Here is a 22,772-nt window from a genome sequence, read left to right as displayed (position 1 = left end):
TGGGTCTTCCCCTGCTTTGGATGAATGACCTCTCCCGACTGGTCGAACGCATGCCACCGTGCCTGAGTTCCCGTCGTGACAGTGTCATGCCGGGCTGCTAGCGGGCGTCATGGCCACATCCTTTCGACCCGCCGTCCTGTTCGTCTGTCTCGGCAACATCTGTCGTTCGCCGCTGGCGGAAGCGGCGCTCCGGCGCGCGGCGGAGGAGGCCGGCATCGACATCGAGGTGGAATCGGCCGGTACCGGAAACTGGCATATCGGCGATGCCCCGGACCCCCGGGCGCAGGCCGTGGCGCTGCGCAACGGCGTCGATATCTCGCGCTACCAGGCCCGTCAGGTCGAGCCGGCGGACTTCACGCGCTTCGATCATATCTTCGCGCTGGACCGGGACAATCTGGCGGCACTGCGCGCCTTGCGCCCGGCCGATGCCACCGCGCGGCTTGGCCTCCTGCTCGATGTCGTGACCGGGCGCGAAGGGCACGCCGTGATCGATCCCTATTATGGCAATGATGCCGGTTTCGACCTCACCTGGCAGGATGTCGCTGCCGCCGCGCAGGCTCTCGTCGCGCGATTCGCGCCACTGGAAGCGCAAGTGGAGTGACGGCCGTTCTTCGCGTGCCGGAAAGTGCGGCCCGCGGAGATTCAAATCTTATCGTTCAAGCGGATACAGCCCGCCTCCCGCGCCCTCGCCGCCTTGATGTTCTGATCCAGTATCTGGCCCCGCGCGCGAAGCACCGGGCCATATTCCTCTGCGGTCGGGATCGTCGGTATGTCGGTGCGCCGCAGGATCTTCCACGTGCCGTTCTCCCGGATGAACTCGTCCTCATAGCGGCCGAACAGCACGGGCACCGGATTGCCGCCCGGCGCGCGGCGGAAGGCGACATGGCCTGAGCGCATCTTCGCCCGGTCGCCGTTCAGTTCGATGCGCGGATGGAAGGTGATCTCGAAGCTTTCCAGATTTACCAAATCCTCCGTCCTGCTGCGGAACAGCCCATCGACCAGCGCGCGGATCTCGTCCTTGCCCTTGCGGATCATGCTGCCGATCGCCCATTCGCCATCGTCCGCGAACAGGCCGACATAGCTATCGGCATCCTGTTCATCGAGCGCCGAGGCATAGTCGATGATGATCTGGCGAATGGCTTCCTTGTCCTCCAGGATTTGCAGCCGCTGCTCGATCGAGAGAGATGGTTCGCTCATGGGCATCCTCCGGTGATGGTCTGTCCCGGCGCGCAAGCGCATCGGGCAACAGATACACTTGTGTAGCTTTGATGGCGCCTGTCCGCGACCGAAATCGTCGGCCTTGCAAAAATCCTGTCCTACATGGCGGCCGCATGGCAGCCTCGCCGGCTGACGCAGGTCATGTCACGCGACGCCGCTCCTTCTCATCGTCCGACAATCTGGAAGATTTGCGCGCCTCCCTGCGGCCGGGAGCGGACTTTTGCGCGTTTCTCCATGGCGCATACGCGCGAACATGGAGAAGTTAAGAGGCTAAGTATCCGAAAAGCGTAACAGGATTTGGGCCGCCGCCGCAAAAAAAGGAGTCATTTTCGCTCCCAATAAGGTGAACTTTGCCGCTGTTGCAGGCCACCAAGGGAAAGGCGGCGCAGCATCGTCAGAAGGATGCGAGAGCGGGCGAAAGCTGCTAGTCTGGACATGAGAAGCGGGGAGGGGGGTGAAAGGAGTGACGATGATGAGGAAATATAGTCTCGCCCTGGCGCTGCTGCCGCTGGCGAGCGCCTGCACCCAGGGTGCGCCTGTCGAGCGCCAGTTGAGCGCGCGCGAGACGGCGGAACTGGCGAAGGCGCTGGAGGGCAAGGTGGCCGGCCAGCCGGTCTCCTGCATCCCCTCCTACAGGAACGATGCCCTGCGCGTGATCGGCAACAACACGGTGCTGTACCGCGTGAACAAGGATCTGGTCTACAAGGCCGATCTGCAGGGCGGTTGCAATGGCCTGTCCGCCGGGGATGCGCTGGTGCTCAATCGCACCACCTCCAGCCAATATTGCCGGGGCGACATGGCGCGCTCGGTCCATCTGCCGACCGGCATGATGAGCGGCGCCTGCGCGTTCGGCGATTTCGTGCCGTACCGGACGGCGGGGAAGTAAGGTCGGGTAGATTTGAGCGCGCCTCACCCGGAAACCGTCATGCTGAAACAAGTTCAGCACGACGAAGAGGGTGGATGAGGCGCACCCGTTCGACATCGTGACTATAGATGCGGTTCAGTCCTCCGCCCGCGCACCATAGAGCGCGTCGAGCCGGTCCTGATATCTGGCGCGGATGATATGCCGGCGGATCGACTGCTTGGGCGTCAGCATCTCGTTGTCGATGGTGAAGGGCTCGTCGGCCAGCGCGAAGCGGCGGACTTTCTCGATTACCGAGAGATCGGCATTGACCCGATCGACAGCGGCACGGATCGCGGCAAGGAAGCCGGTGTCGTGCCGCAGGGTGTCGAGGTCGACCTCCTTGCCATTGGCGGCCGCCCATTCCTTCATCCATTCCGGGTCCGGCACGATCAGCCCGACGATGTGGGGCCGCCGGTCGCCATAGACCATCACCTGGCCGATCGCCGGCTGCAGGGTCAGCATGCCTTCGAGCTTGGCGGGCGCGACATTGTCGCCCTTGTCGTTCACGATCAGGTCCTTCTTGCGGTCCGTGATCTTGAGCCGGCCCTTCTCGTCGAACTCGCCGATGTCGCCGGTGTGCAGCCAGCCATTCTGGAGCGCCTTCGCGGTCTCGGCCGGGTTGTTCCAATAGCCTTTCATCACCAGCTCGCCGCGCACGAGGATTTCGCCATCGTCAGCGATCCGGATCTCGACATTCTTGAGCGGCGGGCCGACGGTGTCCATGCGCAGGCCCGCGGAGGGCCGGTTGCAGCTGATCACCGGCCCCGCCTCGGTCTGGCCATAGCCCTGCAGCAAGGTGAGGCCGAGCGCGTCGAAAAACGTGCCGACATCGGGATTGAGCGGGGCACCGCCCGAGACCAGCGCCTTCATCCGCCCGCCAAACCGGTCGCGCATCTTGGGCACGATCGTGCGGTCGAGCAGCGCCTGGAGCGGCCAGTCCCAGACCGGCAGCTTGCCGCCATTGGCATAGCGCTTGGCGCCGAGGCGCTGCGTCTGCTCCAGCAGCCATGTCGGCATCTTCCCCTGCTTCTCGATGGCCTTCGAGACGCGCGTGCGCAGCAGCTCGAACAGGCGCGGCACCACGACCATGAAGGTCGGCCGCGTCTCGGCGATGTTCGCGGCCAGCTTCTCCAGGCTTTCGGCATAATAGATCTGGCCGCCGAGAGCGATCGGCAGGAATTGCCCGCCACTATGCTCATAGGCGTGGCTGATCGGCAGGAAGGAGAGGAACACTTCCTCGCCCCAGCCGAAATCGCCGACGATGACGTCCATGCAGCCTTCTACATTGCACAGGATCGAGCCGTGGTGGAGCATGACGCCGCGCGGCGCGCCGCCGGTGCCGCTGGTGTAGATGAGGCAGGCTATGTCCTCGCGCGTCGCGGTCAGCGCGGCGGCGGCTTGGGCGGGATCGGCCGGATGCTCGGCGATCAGCGTGTCCCAGTCGCAGATCTGCACGGTCGAGTTCTGCATCGAACCGAGCGGCTCCATGCTGATCGCGAGATGGATGGGCGAGCGCACGACGGCGGGCAACAGTGCCTTGGCGATCTTGGCGGTCGAGAAGATGACCGCCCGCGCGCCGCTATTGGCGATGATATGCTCGTGATCGCGTGTCGTGTTGGTCGTGTAGGTCGGCACGGTGATCGCGCCCGCCGTCATGATCGCGAGATCGGCGAGGCAGAATTCCGGCCGGTTCTCGGAGACGAGCATCACCCGGTCGCCGGGCTGCACGCCGAGTTCGGTCAGCGCCCGCGCCAGAGCCGCGACCCGCCGCGCCGCCTCGGCCCAGCTGATCGATTGCCAGTTGGCGCCCTGCTTGCTCCAAAGGAACGGCCGCTCGTCCCGTTCCGCCGCTCGTGCGAAAAACATGGCCGTGAGGCTCTGGAAATGCTCGAACGCGCGCAAACAGGCTCTCCATCATGCGATAGCGCCGTCGTCTGCGGCGTTTGAACCAGCCTCTATAGGGCTGCAATTCCCTAAGGGCTATCCTGGTTGCAACGTCGCGCGCTTTCCTGCGTTTCGTGACTTGTTGACAGCGTGAGAGGCAGCTTCCATTCTTCGCGGCGGGGAGTATGGACCTCTCATTTCAGGGAAGGGTGAGGTCGTGCCAGTCGATTTCGAGGCGCTCCTCGCAAAATCTCCAAATCCCTATGTCCTGCTCGATCGGGAGCTGAGGCTCGTCTGGATGAACGAGGCTTATCTGCGCACGACAATGCGCGATCGCGCGGAACTTGTGGGCAAGGGCATATTCGAAGCATTTCCCAGCGCACCGGATTCGGAGAGCCACAGGCTGCTGGAGGGCTCGCTCCGGCGCGTGTTATCGACCGGCGAGGTCGATGAGTTGGCGCTGATCCGCTATGACATCTCCAGGCCCGACGGCGGTCTGGACGCACGCTACTGGAGCGCCACCCATACACCCCTCAAGGCCCCGGACGGCGCCGTGCGCTATATATTGCAGCACACGGTGGACGTGACCGAGCTGCACGACCTGCGCGCGTTGCGAGACGAAATGGTGCGCGACGAGATGGGCATCGTCCGGCGCGCGCATGCCGTGCAGGCGCGCAATCTCGATCTTGCGGAAGAGACCGAGCAGCTGCGGAGCTTGCTCGAACAGGCGCCCGGCTTTGCCGCGGTCACGACTGGGCCGGAACACCGGTTCCAGATCGCGAACCGCGCCTATTCGCGGCTTGTCGCCGGGCGCGACGTGATCGGCAAGACGATTGCAGAAGCCCTGCCCGAAGTGGTCGAGCAGGGCTTCATCACGCTCCTCGATGAGGTGATGCGAACCGGTGAGCCCTATGTCGGGCGCCACGCCAAGGTCATGCTGCGCAATGCCGAGGGGAATGCGATCGAGGAGCGGTATCTCGATTTCATCTATCAGCCGATCATCGGCAATGACGGTCGCCCCACGGCCGTGTTCGTCCAGGGGCATGATGTCACCGAGGAAGTCGAGGCGGAAGAGCGCCAGAAGCTGCTCATCAACGAACTCAATCACCGCGTGAAGAACACGCTGGCCGTCGTCCAGGGTCTGTCGCTGCAGACGTTCAAGGATGTCGCGGGTGCCGGCGCGGCTCTTGGCGTGTTCGATGCGCGGCTCAATGCGCTGGCGGCGGCGCATGGGCTGCTGACCGCCAGCAACTGGCAAGCGGCGAGCCTCATCGAGACCGTCCGCACCGCGATCGGCGCCACGGCCGGATCGAGTCTCGCGCGCGTTCATGTTTCCGGCGCGGATTTCACGCTCCAGCCTCAGGCCGCCCTGTCGCTCGCCATGCTCGTTCACGAGCTCAGCACGAATGCGATTAAATATGGAGCGCTTTCGAACGACACGGGCAGGATCGATGTGGTCTGGACCATCGAAGACGAGGAGGATCGCGTCGCATTGATCATGAAATGGGTCGAACGCGACGGGCCGTCCGTCACGCCGCCGACCCGGCACGGTTTTGGAACGCGCCTCGTCCAGCGCGGTATCTCCAGTGATCGGCGAGGAAATGTGACGTTCGATTTCGCGCCCGAAGGCCTCCGGTGTACGATCACCGCGACATTGCCCAAGGTGCGCGCATGAAGCTGGAAGGTCTTACGATTCTTGCCGTCGAGGACGAGCCGGTCATTTCCCTCGTGCTTGAGGACTTGCTCGAAAGCTGCGGTGCCCTGGCGCTGGTGGCCGAGACGATCGATCAGGCCGAGGCGCTGCTGGATTCGATGGCGATCGACGCGGCCATTCTCGACGTGAATCTGCAAGGTCGGGACAGCTATCCGCTGGCGGCGCTGCTGGCCGCGCGCGGCGTGCCGTTCATCTTCGCGACCGGCTATGGCGACGCGCTGCATCCCGATGCGTTCGCCGGCGTGCCGACGACGGCCAAGCCGTATAATCTCGTCGATCTGCGGGCGGCTTTCGCCAAGCTTTGACCGCATGGTGCGTCATCAGTGCATTGTCTTGGCCCCTTGCACTTGCTCGGCTGACATCGCACTGTCGGGCCAGGACGCCGGAACCGCGGCGCATTTCCACACAGGGGATATCATGACGCTCATCCGTCCTTTCGTAGCGATGCTGCTTGTCCTGGCGCTGGGCGCGTGCGGAGCCGGTGCTGGCACGGCGCCGCAGAGTGCCGCCTCGACCGTGCCCGCAGCGGCGCCGAAGCAATATTTCGTGGTCGCCGCCAATCCGCTCGCGGTGGAGGCCGGCCTTGCGGTCCTGCGGCGCGGCGGCAGCGCGGTCGATGCGGCCGTGGCCGTGCAGGCGATGCTCTCGCTGGTCGAGCCGCAAAGCTCCGGCCTCGGCGGCGGCGCCTTCATGACCTATTTCGACGGGGCCAGCGGCAAGGTCATGGTCTATGACGGGCGGGAAGTGGCGCCGGCCGGTGCAACCGAAACCTTGTTCTACGATGAGAATGGCAAGCCGCTTCCCTTCGGTCAGGCCGTGGTGAGCGGCCGGGCGACCGGCGTGCCGGGCGCGGTCAAGATGCTCGGCGTGGCGCATGCCGAGCGCGGCAAGCTGCCCTGGAACAGCCTGTTCGACGATGCCCAGCGTGTCGCGCGCGAGGGCTTCGTCATCACGCCGCGCCTCGGCCGCTTTCTGGGCGGCAGCTTCCCCCAGATCAGCCAGCCAGATGCCAAGGCCTATTTCTCGCATCCAGACGGCACGATGAAGAAGCCGGGCGACCGGCTGGTGAACGCGCCTTATGCCGATTTCCTCAAGCGTCTCGCCGTGCAAGGGCCCGATGCGCTCTACAAGGGCGAGACGGCGCAGCGGATCGTCGCGAAGGTCGGTGCCGGCCCGCATGCCGGCACGATGACGCTCGCCGATCTCGCCGCCTATCAGCCGGTCAGGCGCCAGGCGCTGTGTCGGCCCTATCGCGTCTATCAGGTCTGCGTGCCGCCGCCGCCGTCGAGCGGTGTGGGCTTTCTCGAGCTGCTGGCGCTGCTCGAACGCACCGATATCGACAAGCGCGGCCCGGCCGATCCACAGGCCTGGTATCTCTTCGGCGAGGCGAGCCGCCTCATGTATGCGGATCGGGACCGTTATGTCGGCGATCCGGCCTTTGCGCAGGTGCCGGTCGCTGGCCTGCTCGATCCCGCCTATGTCGCGGATCGCGCCAAGCTCATCGGCGCAACCGCCGGGCCGGCGCCCGTCGCCGGCACACCGCCGGGCGCGGCGCTGGCCGCCGCCGATGCCACGCTGGAGCCGGGCGGCACCTCGCATTTCATCGTCGGCGATGCGCAGGGCAATGTCGTCTCGATGACGACGACCGTCGAATCCATCTTCGGCACCGGCCGCATGGTCGACGGCTTCTTCCTCAACAATCAGCTTACCGACTTCTCGTTCGTCGCGCGCGATGCCGGAGGGCGTCTTGCCGCCAATGCCGTCGCGCCGGGCAAGCGTCCGCGTTCCTCGATGATCCCGCTGGTGCTCATCGATGCGCAGGGCAAGTTCGCCGGTGCGTTCGGCTCGGCGGGCGGCAATTCGATTCTCGCCTTCGTCGGCAAATCCTTGGTTGCCGCGGTCGATTGGAAGATGCCGGTTCAGGAAGCGCTGGCGCTGCCCAACCTTGTGGCACGCGGCCCCTCCTTCCAGGGCGAGGTCGGCAAATTCGCGCCGGAGATCGTCGCGGGCCTGAAGGAGCGCGGTGTCGAGCTTCGCCCCGGCCAAGGCGAAGACTCGGGCGTCCATGGCGTCATGATCCGCGAAGGCGGCCGGTTCGACGGTGGCTATGATCCCCGGCGCGAAGGGCGCGCTATCGCTGAGCCGGCACGCTGACGATCAGGCGTCGATGCCGATCGCCTCGCTGATCGAGGCGAAGCCGTCCCGCTTCAGCAGCGCGGCCAGCCCGGCATTGATACGAGCCGGCAGATAAGGGCCTTCATAGACGAGCGCCGAGTAGAGCTGGACGAGGCTCGCCCCGGCGCGGATGCGCGCATAGGCCTGCTCCGCCGTGCGGATGCCGCCGACGCCGATCAGCGGAAGGCGCGTGCCGAGCCGGCTACGAAAGTCGCGCAGCCGGGCGAGCGCGAGATCATGCAGGGGCGCGCCGGAGAGACCGCCCGTTTCGCCCGCCTGTGCCGATCGCAGCGCCGGGCGGCTGATCGTGGTATTGCTGACGATCAGCGCGTCGATGCCATGCGCCAGGCTCAGCTCGGATATGTCGTCGATGTCCGCCGGTTCGAGATCGGGCGCGACCTTGAGGAAGATCGGCGGTCCGCCTGCTTCGCGCGCCGTCATCACGCGGCCGAGCAGCGCGTCGAGCGCGCCCCGGTCCTGCAATGCGCGCAGCCCCGGCGTATTCGGCGAGGAGATATTGACCGTCAAATACCCGGCGAGCGCCGCCATTGCCCGCACGCCCGCCTCGTAATCGGCGATCCGGTCGATCGCATCCTTGTTGGCCCCGATGTTGATTCCGAGGATCAAATCCTTCGGTCGCTCATGGCGCTTCAGGCGCTCGATCGCCGCTGCCTGCCCACCATTGTTGAAGCCCATGCGGTTGATGACCGCCTCGTCCTCGACAAGACGGAAGAGGCGCGGGCGCGGATTGCCGGCCTGGGCCAGCGGGGTCAGCGTACCGAGCTCGGCAAAGCCGAAGCCGAGCGCCCCCATGCGATGCGCCACCTCCCCGTCCTTGTCGAAGCCGGCCGCGAGACCCACGGGGCTTGCGAAACGCAGCCCGAACAACTGCTGGGAAAGGATCGGGTCCGGCGCGGCGGCGCGGGGCAGTGGCAGCTTCAGCGCTGCGATCGCGAGGCCGTGGGCCGTCTCCGCCTCGAAGGCGAAAAGCAGGGGACGCAGGAGGCTGTACATGGTCGGCCTATGCCAGCGCGAATCGTACCGGTCAAAGCCTGCCGAACCGGGGTGCGGCGCAGCGTCGTCGTGATTGCTTCGCAAAAAACGCATGTGACGATTCCGTCCAATCAACCCCGCGCGAATCGGTCTATTCCACCCTTGCGACCCGAAGGGCTCTCAGTCGTCCGGCTTAGAGACCTTGAACTTAGGCGGTCTGGCTGGCTTTTGCTGGCTGGACCGCTTTTTTCGTTCCAATTCCGGGCGAATCATGCGAAAAGTCGAGATATCAGATGGGGGGACGGCGCAAAGCAGCAGTCTTGCCGCCTTTCCGGGAAACACGAATTCGGGACATCCGCGGGTTCGATTGTCACCGATCGTGGAGAGTGGTCAGGGTCGCTTATGCGTCACAGATTCTCCGTCGCCGATGCGGCCAATATGGTCGCGCTCAGCTATTTCGTGCCGCCGGCCGATCTGGCGAGCTATTTCGGCGCGATGTACCTGTTCACGGCTGATCAGCCGCGCGTCGCGGATCACACCCGCGCCGATTTCGCGCAGATCCGTTTCATGCTCGCCGGCGCCGGCGTCTATCATTTCAGCGATGGCCGCACGGTGGAAACGCCGGAATGCTGCCTTCTCGGGCCGACGAGCATGGCAACGCATTTCGACGTTGTCGGGCCGATGCAGGTTGTCGGCGTCACCGTGCTGCCGCTCGGCTGGGCCGCGCTGCGGGCCGGCGAGGCCGATGTCGCGGCGGACGATGCCTTCGATCTGACGGTCCGTTTCGGCTCGGCCTGGCGCGATATGCTGCTGCTGCTCCGCTCGATCGAGGATCCGAACAAAGCGGCCGAGAGCTTCTGGACCTTCATTCGTGGTCATCTCCATTCCGTATCCGAGACCGAGCGCGCCTTCGTCGAGGAGACCGACCGCTGGCTCGCCGACGAGCAGTCGCCGCGCGTGGAGGTGCTGCAGCAAGCGACTGGATTGTCCGCCCGGCAGCTCGCTCGCTGGTGCAACCGGCTCTATGGCGCGCCGCCGAAATATCTCGCCCGCAAGTATCGCGCACTGCGCTGCGCGCAGGTGCTCGCGCGCGAGGTGCTCGATTGGTCGGAAGTCAGTGGCGAGGCCTTCTACGATCAGTCGCACTTCATCCGCGAGATGAAGCATTTTACGGGTCTCACACCCACCGAACTGCGTGAACGCGCCAGCATCGTCATACGTCTTTCGATGAATCGCGCGGATCTGGTCGGCGAGATCTCGAAGCTCAGCCAGATCAGCTGAGGTCGCCGAAATCGCGGAGGCGGTCATTCCTGCGGTCGCCGCTTTGATGCGCCACGCTCCATGTACGGGAAACCAGCGAGGACCACTCTCTTCGTCACCCCGGACTTGATCCGGGGTCCCGCTGCCTTCTCCGATGCCGCAAAAGAAGCGAGACCCCGGGTCAGGCCCGGGGTGACGTAAGGAAAGAGGTCGATAGTTCCGCGCCTCCAGACGTCATGGCCAAACTGCCACAATAGTTTTCCTTCTGCGCATCTGCCCTTTTCGGGGTTGATTTCTCGCGGCCCCCGGCCCATTTGCGCCCAATCAGACTAAATTACTCCGATTTGAGAATCGTTCGCAGATGCGCCTGTCCAGCCTTGCCGATTATGCCGTTCTGATGATGCGCACGGCCGCGACCCATTGCGGCGGCGCGCGCGCCAATGCGGCGAGCCTTGCGCAGGAGGCCGGCATTCCCGTGCCGACCGCGCAGAAGCTGGGGAGCCTGCTCGGCCGCGCCGGCCTCATCAAGGCGACGCGCGGGAGCGGGGGCGGCGTCAAGCTGGCGCGGCCGGCGGCGGCGATCACGCTGGCCGACATCATCGAGGCAGTCGATGGGCCGATCGCGCTTACCGGCTGTCTCGACGCGAACGGCTCGGACTGCTGCGCGCTCGAGCAGCCCTGCGACATCCGTCCGCACTGGATCGGCGTCAATGCGCTGGTGCGCGACGCGCTGGCGCAAGTGACGCTGGCGCATCTGATCGCCGCGCCGCAGATCATACCCGGGGCCGCATCGGGCCCCGCCCGTGAACTGGAGGCGCTGTCATGAGCGCGCCCGTCAAGAACGCAGAGGCGCTCGCCGCCGCCAGCAAGGCCAGCGACTATGAGTGGGGCTTCGTCTCCGACATCGAGCAGGAGTTCGCGCCCAAGGGGCTCGACGAGGACACGGTCCGCTTCATTTCGGCGAAGAAGAACGAGCCGGATTGGATGCTCGACTGGCGCCTGAAGGCCTATCGCCACTGGCTGACGATGGAATCGCCGGACTGGGCCAAGCTCGACGTCCCGCCGATCGACTATCAGGACGCCTATTATTACGCGGCGCCTAAGAAGAAGGTCGAGCTTGGCAGTCTCGACGAGCTCGATCCGGAGATTCGCCGCACTTACGAGAAGCTCGGTATCCCGATCGAGGAGCAAAAGGTGCTCGCCAACGTCGCCGGCTCGCGCAAGGTCGCGGTCGATGCGGTGTTCGACAGCGTCTCGGTCGCCACCACCTTCCGCAAGGAGCTGGAGGAAGCCGGCGTCATCTTCCGCTCGATCAGCGAGGCGATCCGCGAATTTCCGGAGCTGGTGAAGAAGTGGCTCGGCAAGGTCGTGCCGATGCACGACAATTACTTCGCCGCCCTCAATTGCGCGGTCTTTTCGGACGGCACCTTCGTCTACATTCCGGAGGGCGTGCGCTGCCCGATGGAGCTCAGCACCTATTTCCGCATCAATGCCGAGAATACCGGCCAGTTCGAGCGCACGCTCATCGTGGCGGACAAGGGCAGCTACGTCTCTTATCTGGAAGGCTGCACCGCGCCGCAGCGTGACGAGAACCAGCTGCATGCCGCCGTGGTCGAGCTGGTTGCGCTGGACGATGCCGAGATCAAGTACAGCACCGTGCAGAACTGGTATCCTGGCGATGCCGAGGGCAAGGGCGGCATCTATAATTTCGTGACCAAGCGCGCGCTCTGCCAGGGGCGCAACAGCAAGGTCTCGTGGACGCAGGTCGAGACCGGCTCCGCGATCACCTGGAAATATCCGAGCTGCGTGCTGAACGGCGAGAACAGCGTGGGCGAATTCTACTCCGTCGCCGTGACGAATAACCGCCAGCAGGCGGATACCGGCACGAAAATGATCCATAACGGTAAAAACACACGCTCGACGATCGTGTCGAAGGGGATCAGCGCCGGCCGCTCGAACGGCACCTATCGCGGGCTCGTGCGCATGGCGGCCAATGCCGAGAATGCGCGCAACTTCACCCAGTGCGACAGTCTGCTGCTGGGCGATCAGTGCGGCGCCCACACCGTGCCCTATATCGAGGTGAAGAACCCGAGCGCGATCGTCGAGCATGAAGCGACGACCAGCAAGATCAGCGACGATCAGCTCTTCTATGCGATGCAGCGCGGCCTCGATCAGGAGGCGGCGGTCAGCCTCATCGTCAACGGTTTCGCCAAGGAAGTGCTGCAGCAGCTCCCGATGGAGTTCGCCGTCGAGGCGCAGAAACTGCTCGGCATCAGCCTCGAAGGATCGGTCGGATGAGGCGCGATCCGACATTCGTGCTTAATGCCGTTGTAACGAATCTTACTTCCCGCTTACCAATCGGGCAGCCGAGCAAAGCCGCAAGCGATGCCGGTCCGGTTTTTGGGAAGGATGCTGACCGTGAAGGCACTGCTCGCGACGATCGCCATGGCCACTCTGGGCCTCAACGCGCTGCCCGCACAGGCGCAGACGCCGGTGTCGGTGCAGAGCGGCGCGACGGCGAGCGCCGACCTTCCCCTGACGCCGCGCTTCGCCGCGCTGCTTTCCAGCTATCGCGACTGCGTGCTGCACGAGGTGGACGAGAATATTCCGCTGGGCGATCATCAGAGCATGGCGCGTCAGGCGCTGACGGCTTGCGCGCTCTCGCGTGGCGAGATGCAGGCGCAGCTCCTCTCCGACATTCTGCGTCAGAGCCCGGCGCTGAGCCCGGCGATCGCCGCGAGCGTCGCGGACAATGGCATCGATCAGATCGAGCCGATGATCGAGCAGGCGGCGATCGACTGGGCGCACGTCCGCTACGCGCGCATCATGGACTGATCCGGGAGATCGTTTCCTGCGCTCCTGACCAGCGTCGGGAGGCGGCATGACGATCGCCCTTGCCCTCATTGCCCAATTGAGCGCCGCCGCGCTGGCCGGCCCCGATCTCGTCGAGGTCGAGCGCGCCGTGGCCAAGTGCGACGGCGGCGCGATGACCAGGATCTTCGGCGCCGAGCCCCAGCGTCGGCGTGCGGCGCTGATCGCCGTCTTCAACGAGCAGCAGGCGATCGTGTCGGCCCGGCAGGCGCTGGCGCAGCGGCGCGTCGAAGCAGCCGGTAAGCCCGCATCGCCGCCGGACGTTGCGCCGGTCCCGGCACCGAATTTCGATCTCGAAGCCCAGGCCCTCGCCGATCGCCAGCAGCGGCTGGACGACAGCCGTATGCTCGGCGGCCTGCGGGACAATGCGCTGGACATGATGCGCCAGCACTATCTGACCGGCTGCAATGGCGCGCTGACCGGAGCCGGCGGCGCGGTCAGCTCGACGAAATGACAGAACAGGAAAGCAATTTGATGCTGGTTATCTCCGATCTTCGCAGCGAAGTTGACGGCAAGGCCATCCTGAAGGGCCTCTCGCTGACGCTGAACGCGGGTGAGGTCCACGCGATCATGGGGCCGAACGGCGCGGGCAAGTCGACGCTGGCCTATACGTTGGGCGGCCGCCCCAATTATGAGCCGACCGGCGGCAGCGTCGATTTCCTCGGTCAGGACCTCCTCGAGATGGCGCCGCATGAGCGCGCCGCGGCCGGGCTTTTCCTGGGCTTCCAGTATCCGGTCGAGATTCCCGGCATCTCCAATGTGCAGTTCCTGCGCGAGGCGCTGAACAGCCAGCGCAAGGCGCGCGGTGAGGAGCCGCTCTCCGCTGCCGACTTCCTGCGTCTGGCGCGTGAGAAGGCCGGGCTGCTCGGCATGGACATGGACATGCTGAAGCGACCGGTGAATGTCGGCTTCTCGGGCGGCGAGAAGAAGCGTGCCGAAATGGTTCAGATGGGCATTCTCGATCCCAAGCTCGCCATTCTCGACGAGACTGACAGTGGCCTCGACATCGACGCGCTGAAAACGGTCGGTGCGGGCATCAATTCCATCATGCGCGCGCCCGACAAGGCCGTGCTGCTGATCACCCATTATCAGCGCCTGCTCGATTATGTGCAGCCGGATTTCGTGCACATCCTTGCCGATGGCCGCATCGTGAAGTCCGGCGGTCCCGAGTTGGCGCTGGCGCTGGAGCGCGAAGGCTATGCCGAGGTGATCGCGGCATGATCGCGCTTGCTGCCTTGATGCTGCTGCAGGGCGCTGCCCCTGCCGGGCCGCCGGAAGAGGATTTCGAGGAAGTCCAGGAAATCACGGTGATTGCGCAGCGTCTGCGGCAGATCGGCGTGCATGTCTCGCGCGATGCGCAGGGCAAATATCAATGCGGTCTCGAAGAGACGACGGGCCTCAAGACCCTCGACTCCGCGCTGTGCAAGGCGGTGACGGGCTGTGTCCGCAAGGGCAAGGACAGCCAGGACGATGTCCGCGCCTGCGTCGAGAAGGCCCGGCCGTCGCTGCTCGCGCGGATTCGCGATTATCTAATCGCCGAACGGGCGGGAGCCGGCGCATGAGCGCGCTCGCTCCCCTCCCCACGCGCCGCGACGAAGCTTGGCGCTACAGCGACCTTGATGCCGCCGCGCGGACATGGCCGATCGATGAACCGGATCGGTTCGTCGTCGCGCCGGGCGAGCAGCGCGCGATCAGCCTGCTGCAGGATGCGGGACCGGCGGAGACCGTCATTCGCGATCATCGCATCGAGATCGGCGCAGGCGGGACGCTCAGCGTGCATTTGCTCGATGTCGGCGGCGCGCTTGGTCGGGTGACGTTCGATGTCACGCTCGCCGAAGGCGCGCATTTCGAGCTCAAGGCCGCGCTGATCGGCGGCGGCGAGCAGACCATCGAGCTGGTGACGACCGTCACCCATGCCGAGCCGAACGCGACCAGCGCCCAGACCGTGCGCGCCATCGCCGCCGGCAAGGCGACGACCAGCTATCTCGGCCAGATCCGCGTCGCGCGCGGCGCGCAGAAGACCGATGCGGCGCAGAGCTTCAAGGCGATGCTGCTGGATCGCACCGCGACCGCCAATGCCAAGCCCGAGCTGGAAATCTTCGCCGACGACGTCAAATGCGCCCACGGCGCGAGCGTCGGCGAGCTCGACAAGGCCGCCCTGTTCTACATGGCCTCGCGCGGCCTGGACCCCGCTCGCGCCCGCGCGCTGATGCTGCAGGCGTTCATTGCTGGCCTGTTCGACGACATGGCCGACGAAGGCGAGCGCGACCGGTTCGATGCCATCGCCTTGGCCAAGCTGGAGGCGCTGGGATGAACGTCCATGCGCCCCTCACCTCGATCCGGTCGGACTTTCCCGGTCTCGTCACTGCCGAAGGCCAGCCCTGGCATTATCTTGACACGGCCGCGACCGCGCAGAAGCCGCAGGCTGTCATCGACGCCACGATCCGCGCGATGGGCGCCGATTATGCGACGGTCCACCGCGGCGTCTATGCGCGCTCGGCCGACATGACCCTGGCGTTCGAGGCGGCGCGGATGCGCGTCGCGAAATTCCTCAATGCCGAGCGTGTCGACGAGATCGTGTTCGTGCGCGGCGCGACCGAAGGCATCAATCTCGTTGCGCAGAGCTGGGGCGGGGTGAACCTCGAGCCCGGCGACCGCATCCTGCTCTCGCAGCTGGAGCATCACAGCAACATCGTGCCTTGGCAGCTCATCGCCGAGCGGACCGGGGCAGCGATCGATGTCGTGCCGCTGACCGAGGACGGCCGCATCGATCTCGATGCCATGGCGGCCATGATCCGCCCGGAGCACAAGCTTGTCGCGCTGGCACATGTCTCGAACGTGCTCGGCTCGGTGCTCGACGTGAAGCGTGCCGCCCGGATCGCCCATGATGCCGGCGCGCTGCTGCTGATCGACGGCTGCCAGGCCGCGCCGCGCATGCGGATCGACGTGCAGGCGCTCGGCTGCGATTTCTATCTCTTCTCGGGCCACAAGCTCTACGGCCCGACCGGCATCGGCGTGCTCTGGGCGCGTCACGCGATCCTTGCCGACATGCCACCTTATCATGGCGGCGGCGCGATGATCGACAAGGTGACGTTCGAGCGCACGACTTATGCCCCGCCGCCCGCGCGGTTCGAGGCAGGCACGCCGGCCATCGTCGAGACCATTGGGCTGGCGGCGGCGATCGATTATGTCGATGCCATCGGCTTGGACCGGATCGCCGCACATGAGGACGTGCTGGTGGCGCGTACGCGCGATGCCTTGCGCGGTATCAATTCGGTGCGGCTGCTGGGGCCGGAGGATGCCGCCGGCATCGTCTCCTTTGCGATGGATGGGGTGCATCCGCACGACATCGGCACCATATTGGACGAGAGCGGCGTGGCGATCCGCGCCGGCCATCATTGCGCGCAGCCGCTGATGACGCATCTGGGCGTCGAGGCGACGGCGCGGGCGAGTTTCGGATTGTACAGTGATGAAAGCGATGTCGAGGCACTGCTGAAAGGCCTCGATCGCGTGAGGGCGATATTCGGATGAACGAGGAAGCGAAGATCAGGACGGAAACGGTCGAGAGCGTCGAGGCGCCGCCGCGGGCGCGCGTGAGCGATGTCGACGACGCGTCGGAGACGGCGGGCGAGAAGCTCTCGCGCAAGCGCGATTATCTGGAGGGCTTCCTCAGCCAGCAGGCAACCGACGTGGCCGCGGGCGAGCCGGGTGGCGCGACCTATGATGCGGTGATCGAGGCGCTCAAGGATATTTATGATCCCGAGATACCCGTGAATATTTACGACCTCGGCCTTATCTATGGTGTCGAGGTGAGCGAAGGCAGCCATGTCGTGATCACCATGACGCTGACCACGCCGCATTGTCCGGTCGCCGAGTCCATGCCCGGCGAGATCGAGATGCGGGTCGGGTCGGTGCCTGGTGTCGGCACGGTGGACGTCAATCTCGTCTGGGATCCGCCATGGGATCCGCAGAAGATGAGCGACGAAGCCAAGCTCGAACTCGGCATGTTGTAAGGGTTGAGACGATGAACGCACCGACCACCACCCGCGCCCGCCCCGCCGCCGTCACCTTGACGCCGAATGCGGAGCAGCGCGTCGCGGACCTCATGGCCAAGGCGCCGGCCGACGCGATCGGCGTCAAGCTCTCGACCCCGCGTCGTGGCTGCTCAGGCCTCGCTTATTCGGTTGATTTCGTGACCGAGGCTGGCAAGTTCGACGAGAAGATCGAGACGCCCGGCGGCACGTTCTTCATCGATGCGGCCTCGGTGCTGTATCTGATCGGCTCGACCATGGATTGGGTCGAGGACGATTTCGCGGCGGGCTTCGTGTTCAACAATCCCAATGCCAAGGGCAGCTGCGGCTGCGGCGAGAGCTTCACGGTCTGAGTGAAGCGCTACCTGTTCGTTTGCGGACGAAACCGGCTGCGCAGCCCGACCGCTGAGCAGATCTTCGCGCAGATCGACGGGCTGGAAGTGGCATCCGCCGGCACCGGCCATGACGCGGACAATCCGATCTCCGACGAGCAGATCCGCTGGGCGGACACGATCTTCGTCATGGAAAAGCCGCAAGCCGCCAAGATCCGCACGCGCTTCCGCCGCGCGCTTGACGGCAAGCGCATTATTTCGCTCGATATTCCGGACAAGTATCGGTTCATGGACCCGGAGCTGATCCGCCTGCTTCAGGAGCGCATGGCGCGCTTTCTGCCCTGACGGGCGTCGCTCAGAAACCCATCGACCAGCGCAGCGCCATGCCGACATCGGCCGGGATAGCGGCGATGTTGCCGCTTTGCTCGCGCAGATAGAGATTCGCACCGAGCCAGCCCGGGCCAAGGCCGCGTCCATAGCTCAGCTCATAGTCGCGCTGTCGGCCACGCGGCACGAGATCGAGCGGGACGACGCGATGTGTCGCGACGGCGCTTTCCCAGTCCCATTCGTTGGGCAGCACGAGCGGGAAGGCGCTGGCGATGACCCGCAGCGGCTGCGCAATGCGCAGGCCGAGCAAGTCGCCGTCGGTGAAGAGGCCGCGCTTCGCGAGGTCCGCCGACCAGCTCTGGCTGGTGAGCGATCCGCCGTCGCGCAAGGCGCCGCCTGTTGCGGCGCGCGTCCAGCCGCGCTGCCAGCTTGCGGAAAGCCTGAGACCGTCGGCCGGTGCGAGGCTTGTCCCAATCCGCGCGAACAAGGAACCCGCCGATTGCGCCCCGAAGGCCGGTGCGAACCGGGCGCCGAGCGCACTTGCCGGCTCGTCGAGCAGGCTGAGGCTACCGGTAAGGCCGAAGGCCCGCCGTCGCAGGCCGAGCGACAAGGATACCGCATGATAGGGCGCCGGCCGGTCGAGCACCGGATCGGGCAGGCCGGCACGCCGCGCGGCGGTCACGTCGCCGGTTTCGAACCCGCCGCTCAGTTGCAGGCCATGTCCGAGATCATGCAGCAGTGCGAGCGCCGAGCGCGCACGCATCTCGAAGCGCTGCCCCGAAAAGCTGCTTTGCGCGATCAGGAAGCTCGGCGCCGGACCGGTGTCCGACGCTGTCTCCAGCGCGCCAAGTCCGCTGTTGATGCCCAACGCGACGCTCGAACGGGTCGAGAGCCGCACGCGGATCGTGCCGGACAGGAGATGCGGCCGGTCCTCGTCGCGCGACATTGGCCCCGATGTGCTGACATGCTCCTTGCCCGGTGCGATGGTGAGCGAGAGGCGCAGTGCGTCCGTGCCGGTCGCGACATGGCGCTGCGCCGTGTCGAGTGCAGAGGCGAGCGTCCGGATGGGGCCGTGGCCGAAGAAGCGCGGCGTCAGATCGACGCGATAGGCGCGTTGCAACTCGTCGAGCGCTACCGTGCTGATCGCCGTCGGCGTGACATCGCCCATCGGCGTGGAGAGGGTTGTGCCCGGCGTCGGCGTCACGAGCGTTCCGCTTCCCGGCAGCGACAGCGAGCCCATCGGCGCGAAGGCGGCGGCGATGTCGAGCACGCCCACGCCATAGCGCGCATCGGCGCCCGGCGCGCCGACATCCCGCGCCGTCGCCAGTAGCCGGTCGACGATCTGCTTGCCGGTGAGATTGGGGAAGGCCTGGGCGAGCAGGGCGGCCGCGCCCGCGATCTGCGGCACAGCGAAGGAGGTGCCGGTATAGAGGAAATCCGCGCCGGTCTCGTCGATGGTCAGCACGCGATTGCCCATCGCCGCCAGGCTCACCGTTTCGAAGCCTCGCACGCCGGCCGAGAAGCTGCTCACCGTGTCATCCTCGTTGACCGAGGGGGCGATGATGACGAGGCCGTGGCCATAGTTCGGGTCGGCGATGGACTGGGCGAGTCCGTCCGGCGCGACCAGCGGGCTTCCGCCATCGGGATTGTTCCCCGCGGCGATGACGATCATGGTTCCCGCGCTCGTCGCGCGGCTCACGGCCTGGAGGATGGCGGTCGAGCCGGATCCCCCGCCGAGCGAGATGTTGATGATCTTCGCGCCATTCTGCCAGGCGTGATCGATGGCGGCGGCGATGTCGGCGGTCGGGTGCGTGCAGCCGTCGTCGTCGCAGTCGCTCTGGTCGTCGGTGCGCAGCGCCATGATCGTGGCGCCCCAGGCGACGCCCATCGCGTGGCGCTCATTGCGTGCAGCCGCGATCACGCCGGAAACGGCTGTGCCGTGGCCGGTCACGTCCGCATAGGTCGTGTTGTTGCCGAAGCCGCGCGACGCCGCGCTTATCCGGCCGGTGAACTCGCCCTGCGGGTCCGAAAGACCGCTGTCGATGACGCCGACGATGACGCCCGCCCCGCTCGTGCCCTGCTGATAGGCCGTGATCGCCTTGTGGAACACGGCGCCGTTCGAGCGGCGATATTCGGCCGTGTCGAAGTCGATTGAAGGGAGCGGCGTTGGGGTTGGCGTTGGCGCGGGAGCCGGACTCGGCGTGGGTGTCGGGCTCGGCGTGGGTGTCGGCGCAGGTGTCGAACTCACGCCGCCGGAGCCTCCCCCGCCACAGCCTGTCAGTGCCAGCATGAGCGCCAACGTGGCGCAATATCCGGTCTGGCGCTTCATGCCGTGCGAGTCCCCCTGGTCTGAGCGCGTTTGATAGCGCCCCGTGGTTAACGAACGCTCAGTCTCCCGCGATGGCGAGCAGGGCGAAGCTCGCCAGCCAATGCTCGCCCATATAGTCGCCAGCGACATGCGGCAGGCTCGCCGCGACGTGCCGCTGCGCCAGCGTCTCCGCGATGCTCGTCGCTTCCGCGCCCGGCCCGAGCGCCGCCGCGATCCCGCGCAAGCACCAGGCGCGCGAGAGATTGAGCCCGTCCAGATGCGCGATCTTGCCGTCGCTGCGGTCCGAGACGGCCGCGGGCGTGAACAGGCTCATTGGTCGCCCGTCCGCCAGATGCGGCAGGAAGGTACTGAACCACGCCGCGAAGTCCGTCGCGGGAAGGAGTCGGCTCATCAGCAGCGCCTCGGTCAGCGCGGAGGAGAGGAACTCGTCGCCGCCCGGCTCCCAGGCCTGGCAATCGCGGTCCTCGCCGAACCAGTCGAGGCTCCGCTCGCGGATAAGGTCGATCAGCGCCGGATCGCGGCCCTCCGCCCAGCGCAGCGTGAGGACCAGCGCGAAGGCGATGTTGAAATGCGTGCCGACGCGCAGCGGATAAGTGAGCTTGGGCAGGAAGGCGTGGAAGCGCGCCGCGAAATCCAGCGCCAGCGGCTCAAGCGCCGCTGACCATGAGTGGCCCTCATGCCGCGACAGTTCATGATGCAGCGCCAGCAGCCAGCCCCAGCCATAAGGCCGCTCGAAACCCGCAGCGAAGGGCCGCATCAGGAAAGCCCGCTCGCCCGCGACCTTCTCCGGCACCAGCATCGCATCGGCCCGGGCGCGAATGTCGGCCGCCTGCGGCATGTCCGGAAAGAGCCGCGCAAGCCGCATGACCTGCCACCAGCCATGCACGCAGCTATGCCAGTCGAAACTGCCGTGGAAGATCGGGTGATGCGCGATCGGCGGCTTCGCATCCTCCGGGCCATTGAGCACGAGGTCCATCTTGTACGGATATTGCCGCCCGAGATGGCCGAGCGTGAGCCGCGCGAAACGGGCGGCGAGGTCGTGCGTGAGTTCGGTCATGGGAAGGCCAGCCAATAAATCAGCGCGATGTTCACCGCCAGCAGCGGCAGGGCCGTGCCGATCTGGCGGCGGATCACGCCATACTCGTCCTTCAGCTCCAAGAGCGCGGCGGGGACGAGATTGAAGTTGGCCGCCATCGGGGTCATCAGCGTGCCGCAGAAGCCGGCGAGCATGCCGATCGCGCAGATGATGGTCGGGTCGCCCTCATAGCGCTGGATGAGCAGGGGCATGCCGATGGCGGCGATCATGACCGGGAAGGCCGCGAAGGCATTGCCCATCACCATCGTGAACAGCGCCATGCCGAGGCCATAGGCGATGACCGCGCCGAGCAGGCTCCCCTCGGGAATGCCGAGCTGGATGATGCCGCCGACCGCCTCGCCCACGCCCGCCATGGCGAAGACGGCGCCGAGGCTGGCGAGCATCTGCGGCAGGATCGCGGCCCAGCCGACCTGATCCATCAGCCGCCGCCCCTGCTCCAGCGGCAGCATGGGCGCTGCGCGCAGGACCACATAGCCGACGCCGAGCGCGATCAGCACACCGAGCGCGAGGCTGATAAGGGTTACCTGTTTCACGTCGAACAGCGCCGGGAGATGCTTGAAGACGAGCGTGCCGAGGAGCGCGGTCGCGGGGATGATGAGCGCGATGAGGAACAGGCCATTGCCCAGCCGCGCGGCGTGCGCGGCGCGGACCTCCGGCGCGATCTCGCTCTTCGTCCCGCGCCCGAGGCCGCCCAGCCCGGCAATGGCGACCAAAGCCAGCACGAGCAGGCCATTGCCGAAATCGCCCAGCGCATCCCCCGCCCACATGCTGAGCGCGAGCAGCCCCCAGAAGGCGGTATTGCGAAAGCGCTTCGGGTTGCTCTCGTCCTTGAGGCCCAGCAGCGCAAAGGCGGCGAAGGCCGCGCCCGCCAGCATATAGACCCAGCCGAGCGTGATCATTCCGTGGGTCCCCCACTCGCCGTCGGCCCCGCGCGCATCCGGCGATCGAGCCGCCAGAGCCGGAAGCCGTGGATGAGGAAGGCCGCGATGGCGGTGGGGATCGCCCAGACCGAGAGCTGGAAGGGCTGGAGGTGGATGCCATATTGATCGAGCAGGCCGACGATCAGCAGGATCGAGCCGATCGCGAGGAAGATGTCCTCGCCGAAGAACAGCCCCACATTGTCCGTCGCGGCGGACCAGGCCTTGATCTCCTCGCGCTCCGCCTCGCTGATCTCACCGGCCTGCGTCTCGGCCGCCGCCTGCGCCATTGGGGCCACGAGCGGGCGGACGGTCTGCGCATGGCCGGCGACTGATGTGAGGCCCATGGCCGCCGTCGCCTGCCGCAGCAGCAGATAGCCGGCGAGCAGACGGCCAACGGTCGCGCCCTTGAGGCCGCCGATCACCCCCTTCGCCCGCTCCTGCAGGCCGAATGCCTCGAGCAGGCCGATCACCGGCAGGACGATCCAGACGATACTGACATAGCGCGTGTCATTGAACGCCTTGCCGAATGCCGAGACGATCGCGACCGGATCGAGCCCGGCGGCAAGGCCCGTCGTCAGCACCGAGGCCATAATGACGAGCAGCGGATTGAAGCGCAGCATGAAGCCCGCGACGATCACCGCAATGCCAAGGAGAACCCACATTGTTTAGCTTGCCCCGTCGATCGTCACCCCAGATGCTGGGTCTCATTGCTCCTGAG

24 protein-coding genes are annotated in these 22,772 nt (G+C 66.0%); 17 read left to right on the top strand and 7 right to left on the bottom strand.

The features are described from left to right. Positions 1-109 precede the first annotated feature (109 nt). Entirely contained in the window at positions 110-601 is a 492-nt protein-coding gene (locus KM135_RS06675) for a low molecular weight protein-tyrosine-phosphatase (protein WP_221713211.1), read from the top strand. Positions 602-642: 41 nt separating this feature from the next. Here KM135_RS06675 and KM135_RS06670 read toward each other — a convergent pair whose 3' ends face one another. Then, positions 643-1,197 (bottom strand): nuclear transport factor 2 family protein, encoded by a 555-nt coding sequence (locus tag KM135_RS06670; protein WP_221713210.1) that lies wholly within the window; start codon positions 1,195-1,197, stop codon positions 643-645. A gap of 490 nt (positions 1,198-1,687) precedes the next feature. Between KM135_RS06670 and KM135_RS06665 the strand changes: the two genes are divergently transcribed. Further along, entirely contained in the window at positions 1,688-2,104 is a 417-nt protein-coding gene (locus KM135_RS06665; protein ID WP_221713209.1) for a DUF6491 family protein, read from the top strand. A gap of 114 nt (positions 2,105-2,218) precedes the next feature. On the opposite strand, the gene KM135_RS06660 is transcribed toward KM135_RS06665, so the two are convergent. Continuing rightward, a complete protein-coding gene (locus KM135_RS06660; RefSeq protein WP_221713208.1) occupies positions 2,219-3,988 on the bottom strand; it encodes an AMP-dependent synthetase/ligase in 1,770 nt (589 codons plus the stop codon). Positions 3,989-4,223: 235 nt separating this feature from the next. Between KM135_RS06660 and KM135_RS06655 the strand changes: the two genes are divergently transcribed. From KM135_RS06655 to ggt, 3 genes are all read left to right on the top strand, one after another. Beyond that, complete coding sequence (locus KM135_RS06655; RefSeq protein ID WP_221713207.1) at positions 4,224-5,681, top strand: PAS domain-containing protein; 1,458 nt, start codon at positions 4,224-4,226, stop codon at positions 5,679-5,681. After that, positions 5,678-6,025, top strand: a complete 348-nt coding sequence (locus tag KM135_RS06650) for a response regulator (protein ID WP_221713206.1) — start codon at positions 5,678-5,680, stop codon at positions 6,023-6,025. The genes KM135_RS06655 and KM135_RS06650 overlap by 4 nt, the downstream gene beginning before the upstream one ends. 112 nt (positions 6,026-6,137) lie before the next feature. Continuing rightward, entirely contained in the window at positions 6,138-7,874 is a 1,737-nt protein-coding gene (gene ggt, locus KM135_RS06645; RefSeq protein WP_221713205.1) for a gamma-glutamyltransferase, read from the top strand. Between the two features lie 3 nt (positions 7,875-7,877). Here ggt and KM135_RS06640 read toward each other — a convergent pair whose 3' ends face one another. Beyond that, a complete protein-coding gene (locus KM135_RS06640) occupies positions 7,878-8,909 on the bottom strand; it encodes a quinone-dependent dihydroorotate dehydrogenase (RefSeq protein WP_221713204.1) in 1,032 nt (343 codons plus the stop codon). A gap of 381 nt (positions 8,910-9,290) precedes the next feature. Between KM135_RS06640 and KM135_RS06635 the strand changes: the two genes are divergently transcribed. The 12 genes from KM135_RS06635 to KM135_RS06580 all read left to right on the top strand — a co-directional run bounded on the left by KM135_RS06635 (position 9,291) and on the right by KM135_RS06580 (position 17,727). Next, positions 9,291-10,169, top strand: a complete 879-nt coding sequence (locus tag KM135_RS06635) for a helix-turn-helix domain-containing protein (protein ID WP_221713203.1) — start codon at positions 9,291-9,293, stop codon at positions 10,167-10,169. Positions 10,170-10,509: 340 nt separating this feature from the next. Continuing rightward, positions 10,510-10,974, top strand: coding sequence for an RrF2 family transcriptional regulator (locus KM135_RS06630; RefSeq protein ID WP_221713202.1), 465 nt, complete (start codon positions 10,510-10,512; stop codon positions 10,972-10,974). Next, on the top strand, positions 10,971-12,446 hold the full coding sequence (gene sufB / locus KM135_RS06625) for a Fe-S cluster assembly protein SufB (RefSeq protein ID WP_221713201.1): 1,476 nt from the start codon (positions 10,971-10,973) through the stop codon (positions 12,444-12,446). Before KM135_RS06630 ends, sufB begins: the two co-directional genes overlap by 4 nt. Before the next feature lie 120 nt (positions 12,447-12,566). Continuing rightward, positions 12,567-12,983 carry a hypothetical protein gene (locus KM135_RS06620; protein ID WP_221713200.1) on the top strand — a complete coding sequence of 139 codons (417 nt, stop codon included), beginning with the start codon at positions 12,567-12,569 and terminating at the stop codon, positions 12,981-12,983. Between the two features lie 46 nt (positions 12,984-13,029). Beyond that, positions 13,030-13,473 carry a hypothetical protein gene (locus KM135_RS06615; RefSeq protein WP_221713199.1) on the top strand — a complete coding sequence of 148 codons (444 nt, stop codon included), beginning with the start codon at positions 13,030-13,032 and terminating at the stop codon, positions 13,471-13,473. 20 nt (positions 13,474-13,493) lie between these two features. After that, entirely contained in the window at positions 13,494-14,240 is a 747-nt protein-coding gene (gene sufC / locus KM135_RS06610) for a Fe-S cluster assembly ATPase SufC (RefSeq protein WP_221713198.1), read from the top strand. Continuing rightward, entirely contained in the window at positions 14,237-14,581 is a 345-nt protein-coding gene (locus tag KM135_RS06605; RefSeq protein ID WP_221713197.1) for a hypothetical protein, read from the top strand. Before sufC ends, KM135_RS06605 begins: the two co-directional genes overlap by 4 nt. After that, a complete protein-coding gene (locus KM135_RS06600) occupies positions 14,578-15,333 on the top strand; it encodes a SufD family Fe-S cluster assembly protein (RefSeq protein WP_221713196.1) in 756 nt (251 codons plus the stop codon). Before KM135_RS06605 ends, KM135_RS06600 begins: the two co-directional genes overlap by 4 nt. After that, positions 15,330-16,550 (top strand): cysteine desulfurase, encoded by a 1,221-nt coding sequence (locus tag KM135_RS06595; RefSeq protein WP_221713195.1) that lies wholly within the window; start codon positions 15,330-15,332, stop codon positions 16,548-16,550. The genes KM135_RS06600 and KM135_RS06595 overlap by 4 nt, the downstream gene beginning before the upstream one ends. Continuing rightward, positions 16,547-17,032, top strand: a complete 486-nt coding sequence (locus KM135_RS06590; protein ID WP_221713194.1) for an SUF system Fe-S cluster assembly protein — start codon at positions 16,547-16,549, stop codon at positions 17,030-17,032. Before KM135_RS06595 ends, KM135_RS06590 begins: the two co-directional genes overlap by 4 nt. 11 nt (positions 17,033-17,043) lie before the next feature. Further along, positions 17,044-17,403, top strand: a complete 360-nt coding sequence (locus KM135_RS06585) for a HesB/IscA family protein (protein ID WP_221713193.1) — start codon at positions 17,044-17,046, stop codon at positions 17,401-17,403. Next, the gene (locus KM135_RS06580; RefSeq protein ID WP_221713192.1) at positions 17,404-17,727 is read left to right on the top strand and encodes a low molecular weight protein tyrosine phosphatase family protein; all 324 of its coding nucleotides are present in this window, start codon (positions 17,404-17,406) and stop codon (positions 17,725-17,727) included. Positions 17,728-17,737: 10 nt separating this feature from the next. Here the strand turns inward: KM135_RS06580 and KM135_RS06575 are convergent, their stop codons facing one another. The 4 genes from KM135_RS06575 to KM135_RS06560 are packed head-to-tail and all read right to left on the bottom strand — an operon-like array spanning position 17,738 to position 22,716. After that, entirely contained in the window at positions 17,738-20,038 is a 2,301-nt protein-coding gene (locus KM135_RS06575; RefSeq protein ID WP_221713191.1) for a S8 family serine peptidase, read from the bottom strand. A 58-nt stretch (positions 20,039-20,096) separates the two neighbouring features. After that, a complete protein-coding gene (locus KM135_RS06570) occupies positions 20,097-21,095 on the bottom strand; it encodes a DUF2891 domain-containing protein (RefSeq protein WP_221713190.1) in 999 nt (332 codons plus the stop codon). Beyond that, positions 21,092-22,033 (bottom strand): DUF979 domain-containing protein, encoded by a 942-nt coding sequence (locus KM135_RS06565; protein ID WP_221713189.1) that lies wholly within the window; start codon positions 22,031-22,033, stop codon positions 21,092-21,094. Before KM135_RS06565 ends, KM135_RS06570 begins: the two co-directional genes overlap by 4 nt. Beyond that, entirely contained in the window at positions 22,030-22,716 is a 687-nt protein-coding gene (locus tag KM135_RS06560) for a DUF969 domain-containing protein (RefSeq protein WP_221713188.1), read from the bottom strand. The genes KM135_RS06565 and KM135_RS06560 overlap by 4 nt, the downstream gene beginning before the upstream one ends. Between the last annotated feature and the right edge of the window lie 56 nt (positions 22,717-22,772).

The sequence above is a fragment of the Sphingobium xanthum genome (assembly GCF_019737615.1).
GTDB lineage: Bacteria > Pseudomonadota > Alphaproteobacteria > Sphingomonadales > Sphingomonadaceae > Sphingobium > Sphingobium xanthum.
Note: the sequence above shows the minus strand (reverse complement) of the source record. Positions and strands in the feature narration are given on the sequence as shown.

What these genes read in the sequence shown, in the direction of transcription:
- KM135_RS06675 (WP_221713211.1), top strand. Translation starts at nt 110, where the DNA reads ATGGCCACATCCTTTCGACCCGCCGTCCTGTTCGTCTGTCTCGGCAAC.
- KM135_RS06670 (WP_221713210.1), bottom strand. Translation starts at nt 1,197, where the DNA reads ATGAGCGAACCATCTCTCTCGATCGAGCAGCGGCTGCAAATCCTGGAG.
- KM135_RS06665 (WP_221713209.1), top strand. Translation starts at nt 1,688, where the DNA reads ATGATGAGGAAATATAGTCTCGCCCTGGCGCTGCTGCCGCTGGCGAGC.
- KM135_RS06660 (WP_221713208.1), bottom strand. Translation starts at nt 3,988, where the DNA reads ATGTTTTTCGCACGAGCGGCGGAACGGGACGAGCGGCCGTTCCTTTGG.
- KM135_RS06650 (WP_221713206.1), top strand. Translation starts at nt 5,678, where the DNA reads ATGAAGCTGGAAGGTCTTACGATTCTTGCCGTCGAGGACGAGCCGGTC.
- ggt (WP_221713205.1), top strand. Translation starts at nt 6,138, where the DNA reads ATGACGCTCATCCGTCCTTTCGTAGCGATGCTGCTTGTCCTGGCGCTG.
- KM135_RS06640 (WP_221713204.1), bottom strand. Translation starts at nt 8,909, where the DNA reads ATGTACAGCCTCCTGCGTCCCCTGCTTTTCGCCTTCGAGGCGGAGACG.
- KM135_RS06635 (WP_221713203.1), top strand. Translation starts at nt 9,291, where the DNA reads ATGCGTCACAGATTCTCCGTCGCCGATGCGGCCAATATGGTCGCGCTC.
- KM135_RS06630 (WP_221713202.1), top strand. Translation starts at nt 10,510, where the DNA reads ATGCGCCTGTCCAGCCTTGCCGATTATGCCGTTCTGATGATGCGCACG.
- sufB (WP_221713201.1), top strand. Translation starts at nt 10,971, where the DNA reads ATGAGCGCGCCCGTCAAGAACGCAGAGGCGCTCGCCGCCGCCAGCAAG.
- KM135_RS06615 (WP_221713199.1), top strand. Translation starts at nt 13,030, where the DNA reads ATGACGATCGCCCTTGCCCTCATTGCCCAATTGAGCGCCGCCGCGCTG.
- sufC (WP_221713198.1), top strand. Translation starts at nt 13,494, where the DNA reads ATGCTGGTTATCTCCGATCTTCGCAGCGAAGTTGACGGCAAGGCCATC.
- KM135_RS06605 (WP_221713197.1), top strand. Translation starts at nt 14,237, where the DNA reads ATGATCGCGCTTGCTGCCTTGATGCTGCTGCAGGGCGCTGCCCCTGCC.
- KM135_RS06600 (WP_221713196.1), top strand. Translation starts at nt 14,578, where the DNA reads ATGAGCGCGCTCGCTCCCCTCCCCACGCGCCGCGACGAAGCTTGGCGC.
- KM135_RS06595 (WP_221713195.1), top strand. Translation starts at nt 15,330, where the DNA reads ATGAACGTCCATGCGCCCCTCACCTCGATCCGGTCGGACTTTCCCGGT.
- KM135_RS06590 (WP_221713194.1), top strand. Translation starts at nt 16,547, where the DNA reads ATGAACGAGGAAGCGAAGATCAGGACGGAAACGGTCGAGAGCGTCGAG.
- KM135_RS06585 (WP_221713193.1), top strand. Translation starts at nt 17,044, where the DNA reads ATGAACGCACCGACCACCACCCGCGCCCGCCCCGCCGCCGTCACCTTG.
- KM135_RS06575 (WP_221713191.1), bottom strand. Translation starts at nt 20,038, where the DNA reads ATGAAGCGCCAGACCGGATATTGCGCCACGTTGGCGCTCATGCTGGCA.
- KM135_RS06570 (WP_221713190.1), bottom strand. Translation starts at nt 21,095, where the DNA reads ATGACCGAACTCACGCACGACCTCGCCGCCCGTTTCGCGCGGCTCACG.
- KM135_RS06565 (WP_221713189.1), bottom strand. Translation starts at nt 22,033, where the DNA reads ATGATCACGCTCGGCTGGGTCTATATGCTGGCGGGCGCGGCCTTCGCC.
- KM135_RS06560 (WP_221713188.1), bottom strand. Translation starts at nt 22,716, where the DNA reads ATGTGGGTTCTCCTTGGCATTGCGGTGATCGTCGCGGGCTTCATGCTG.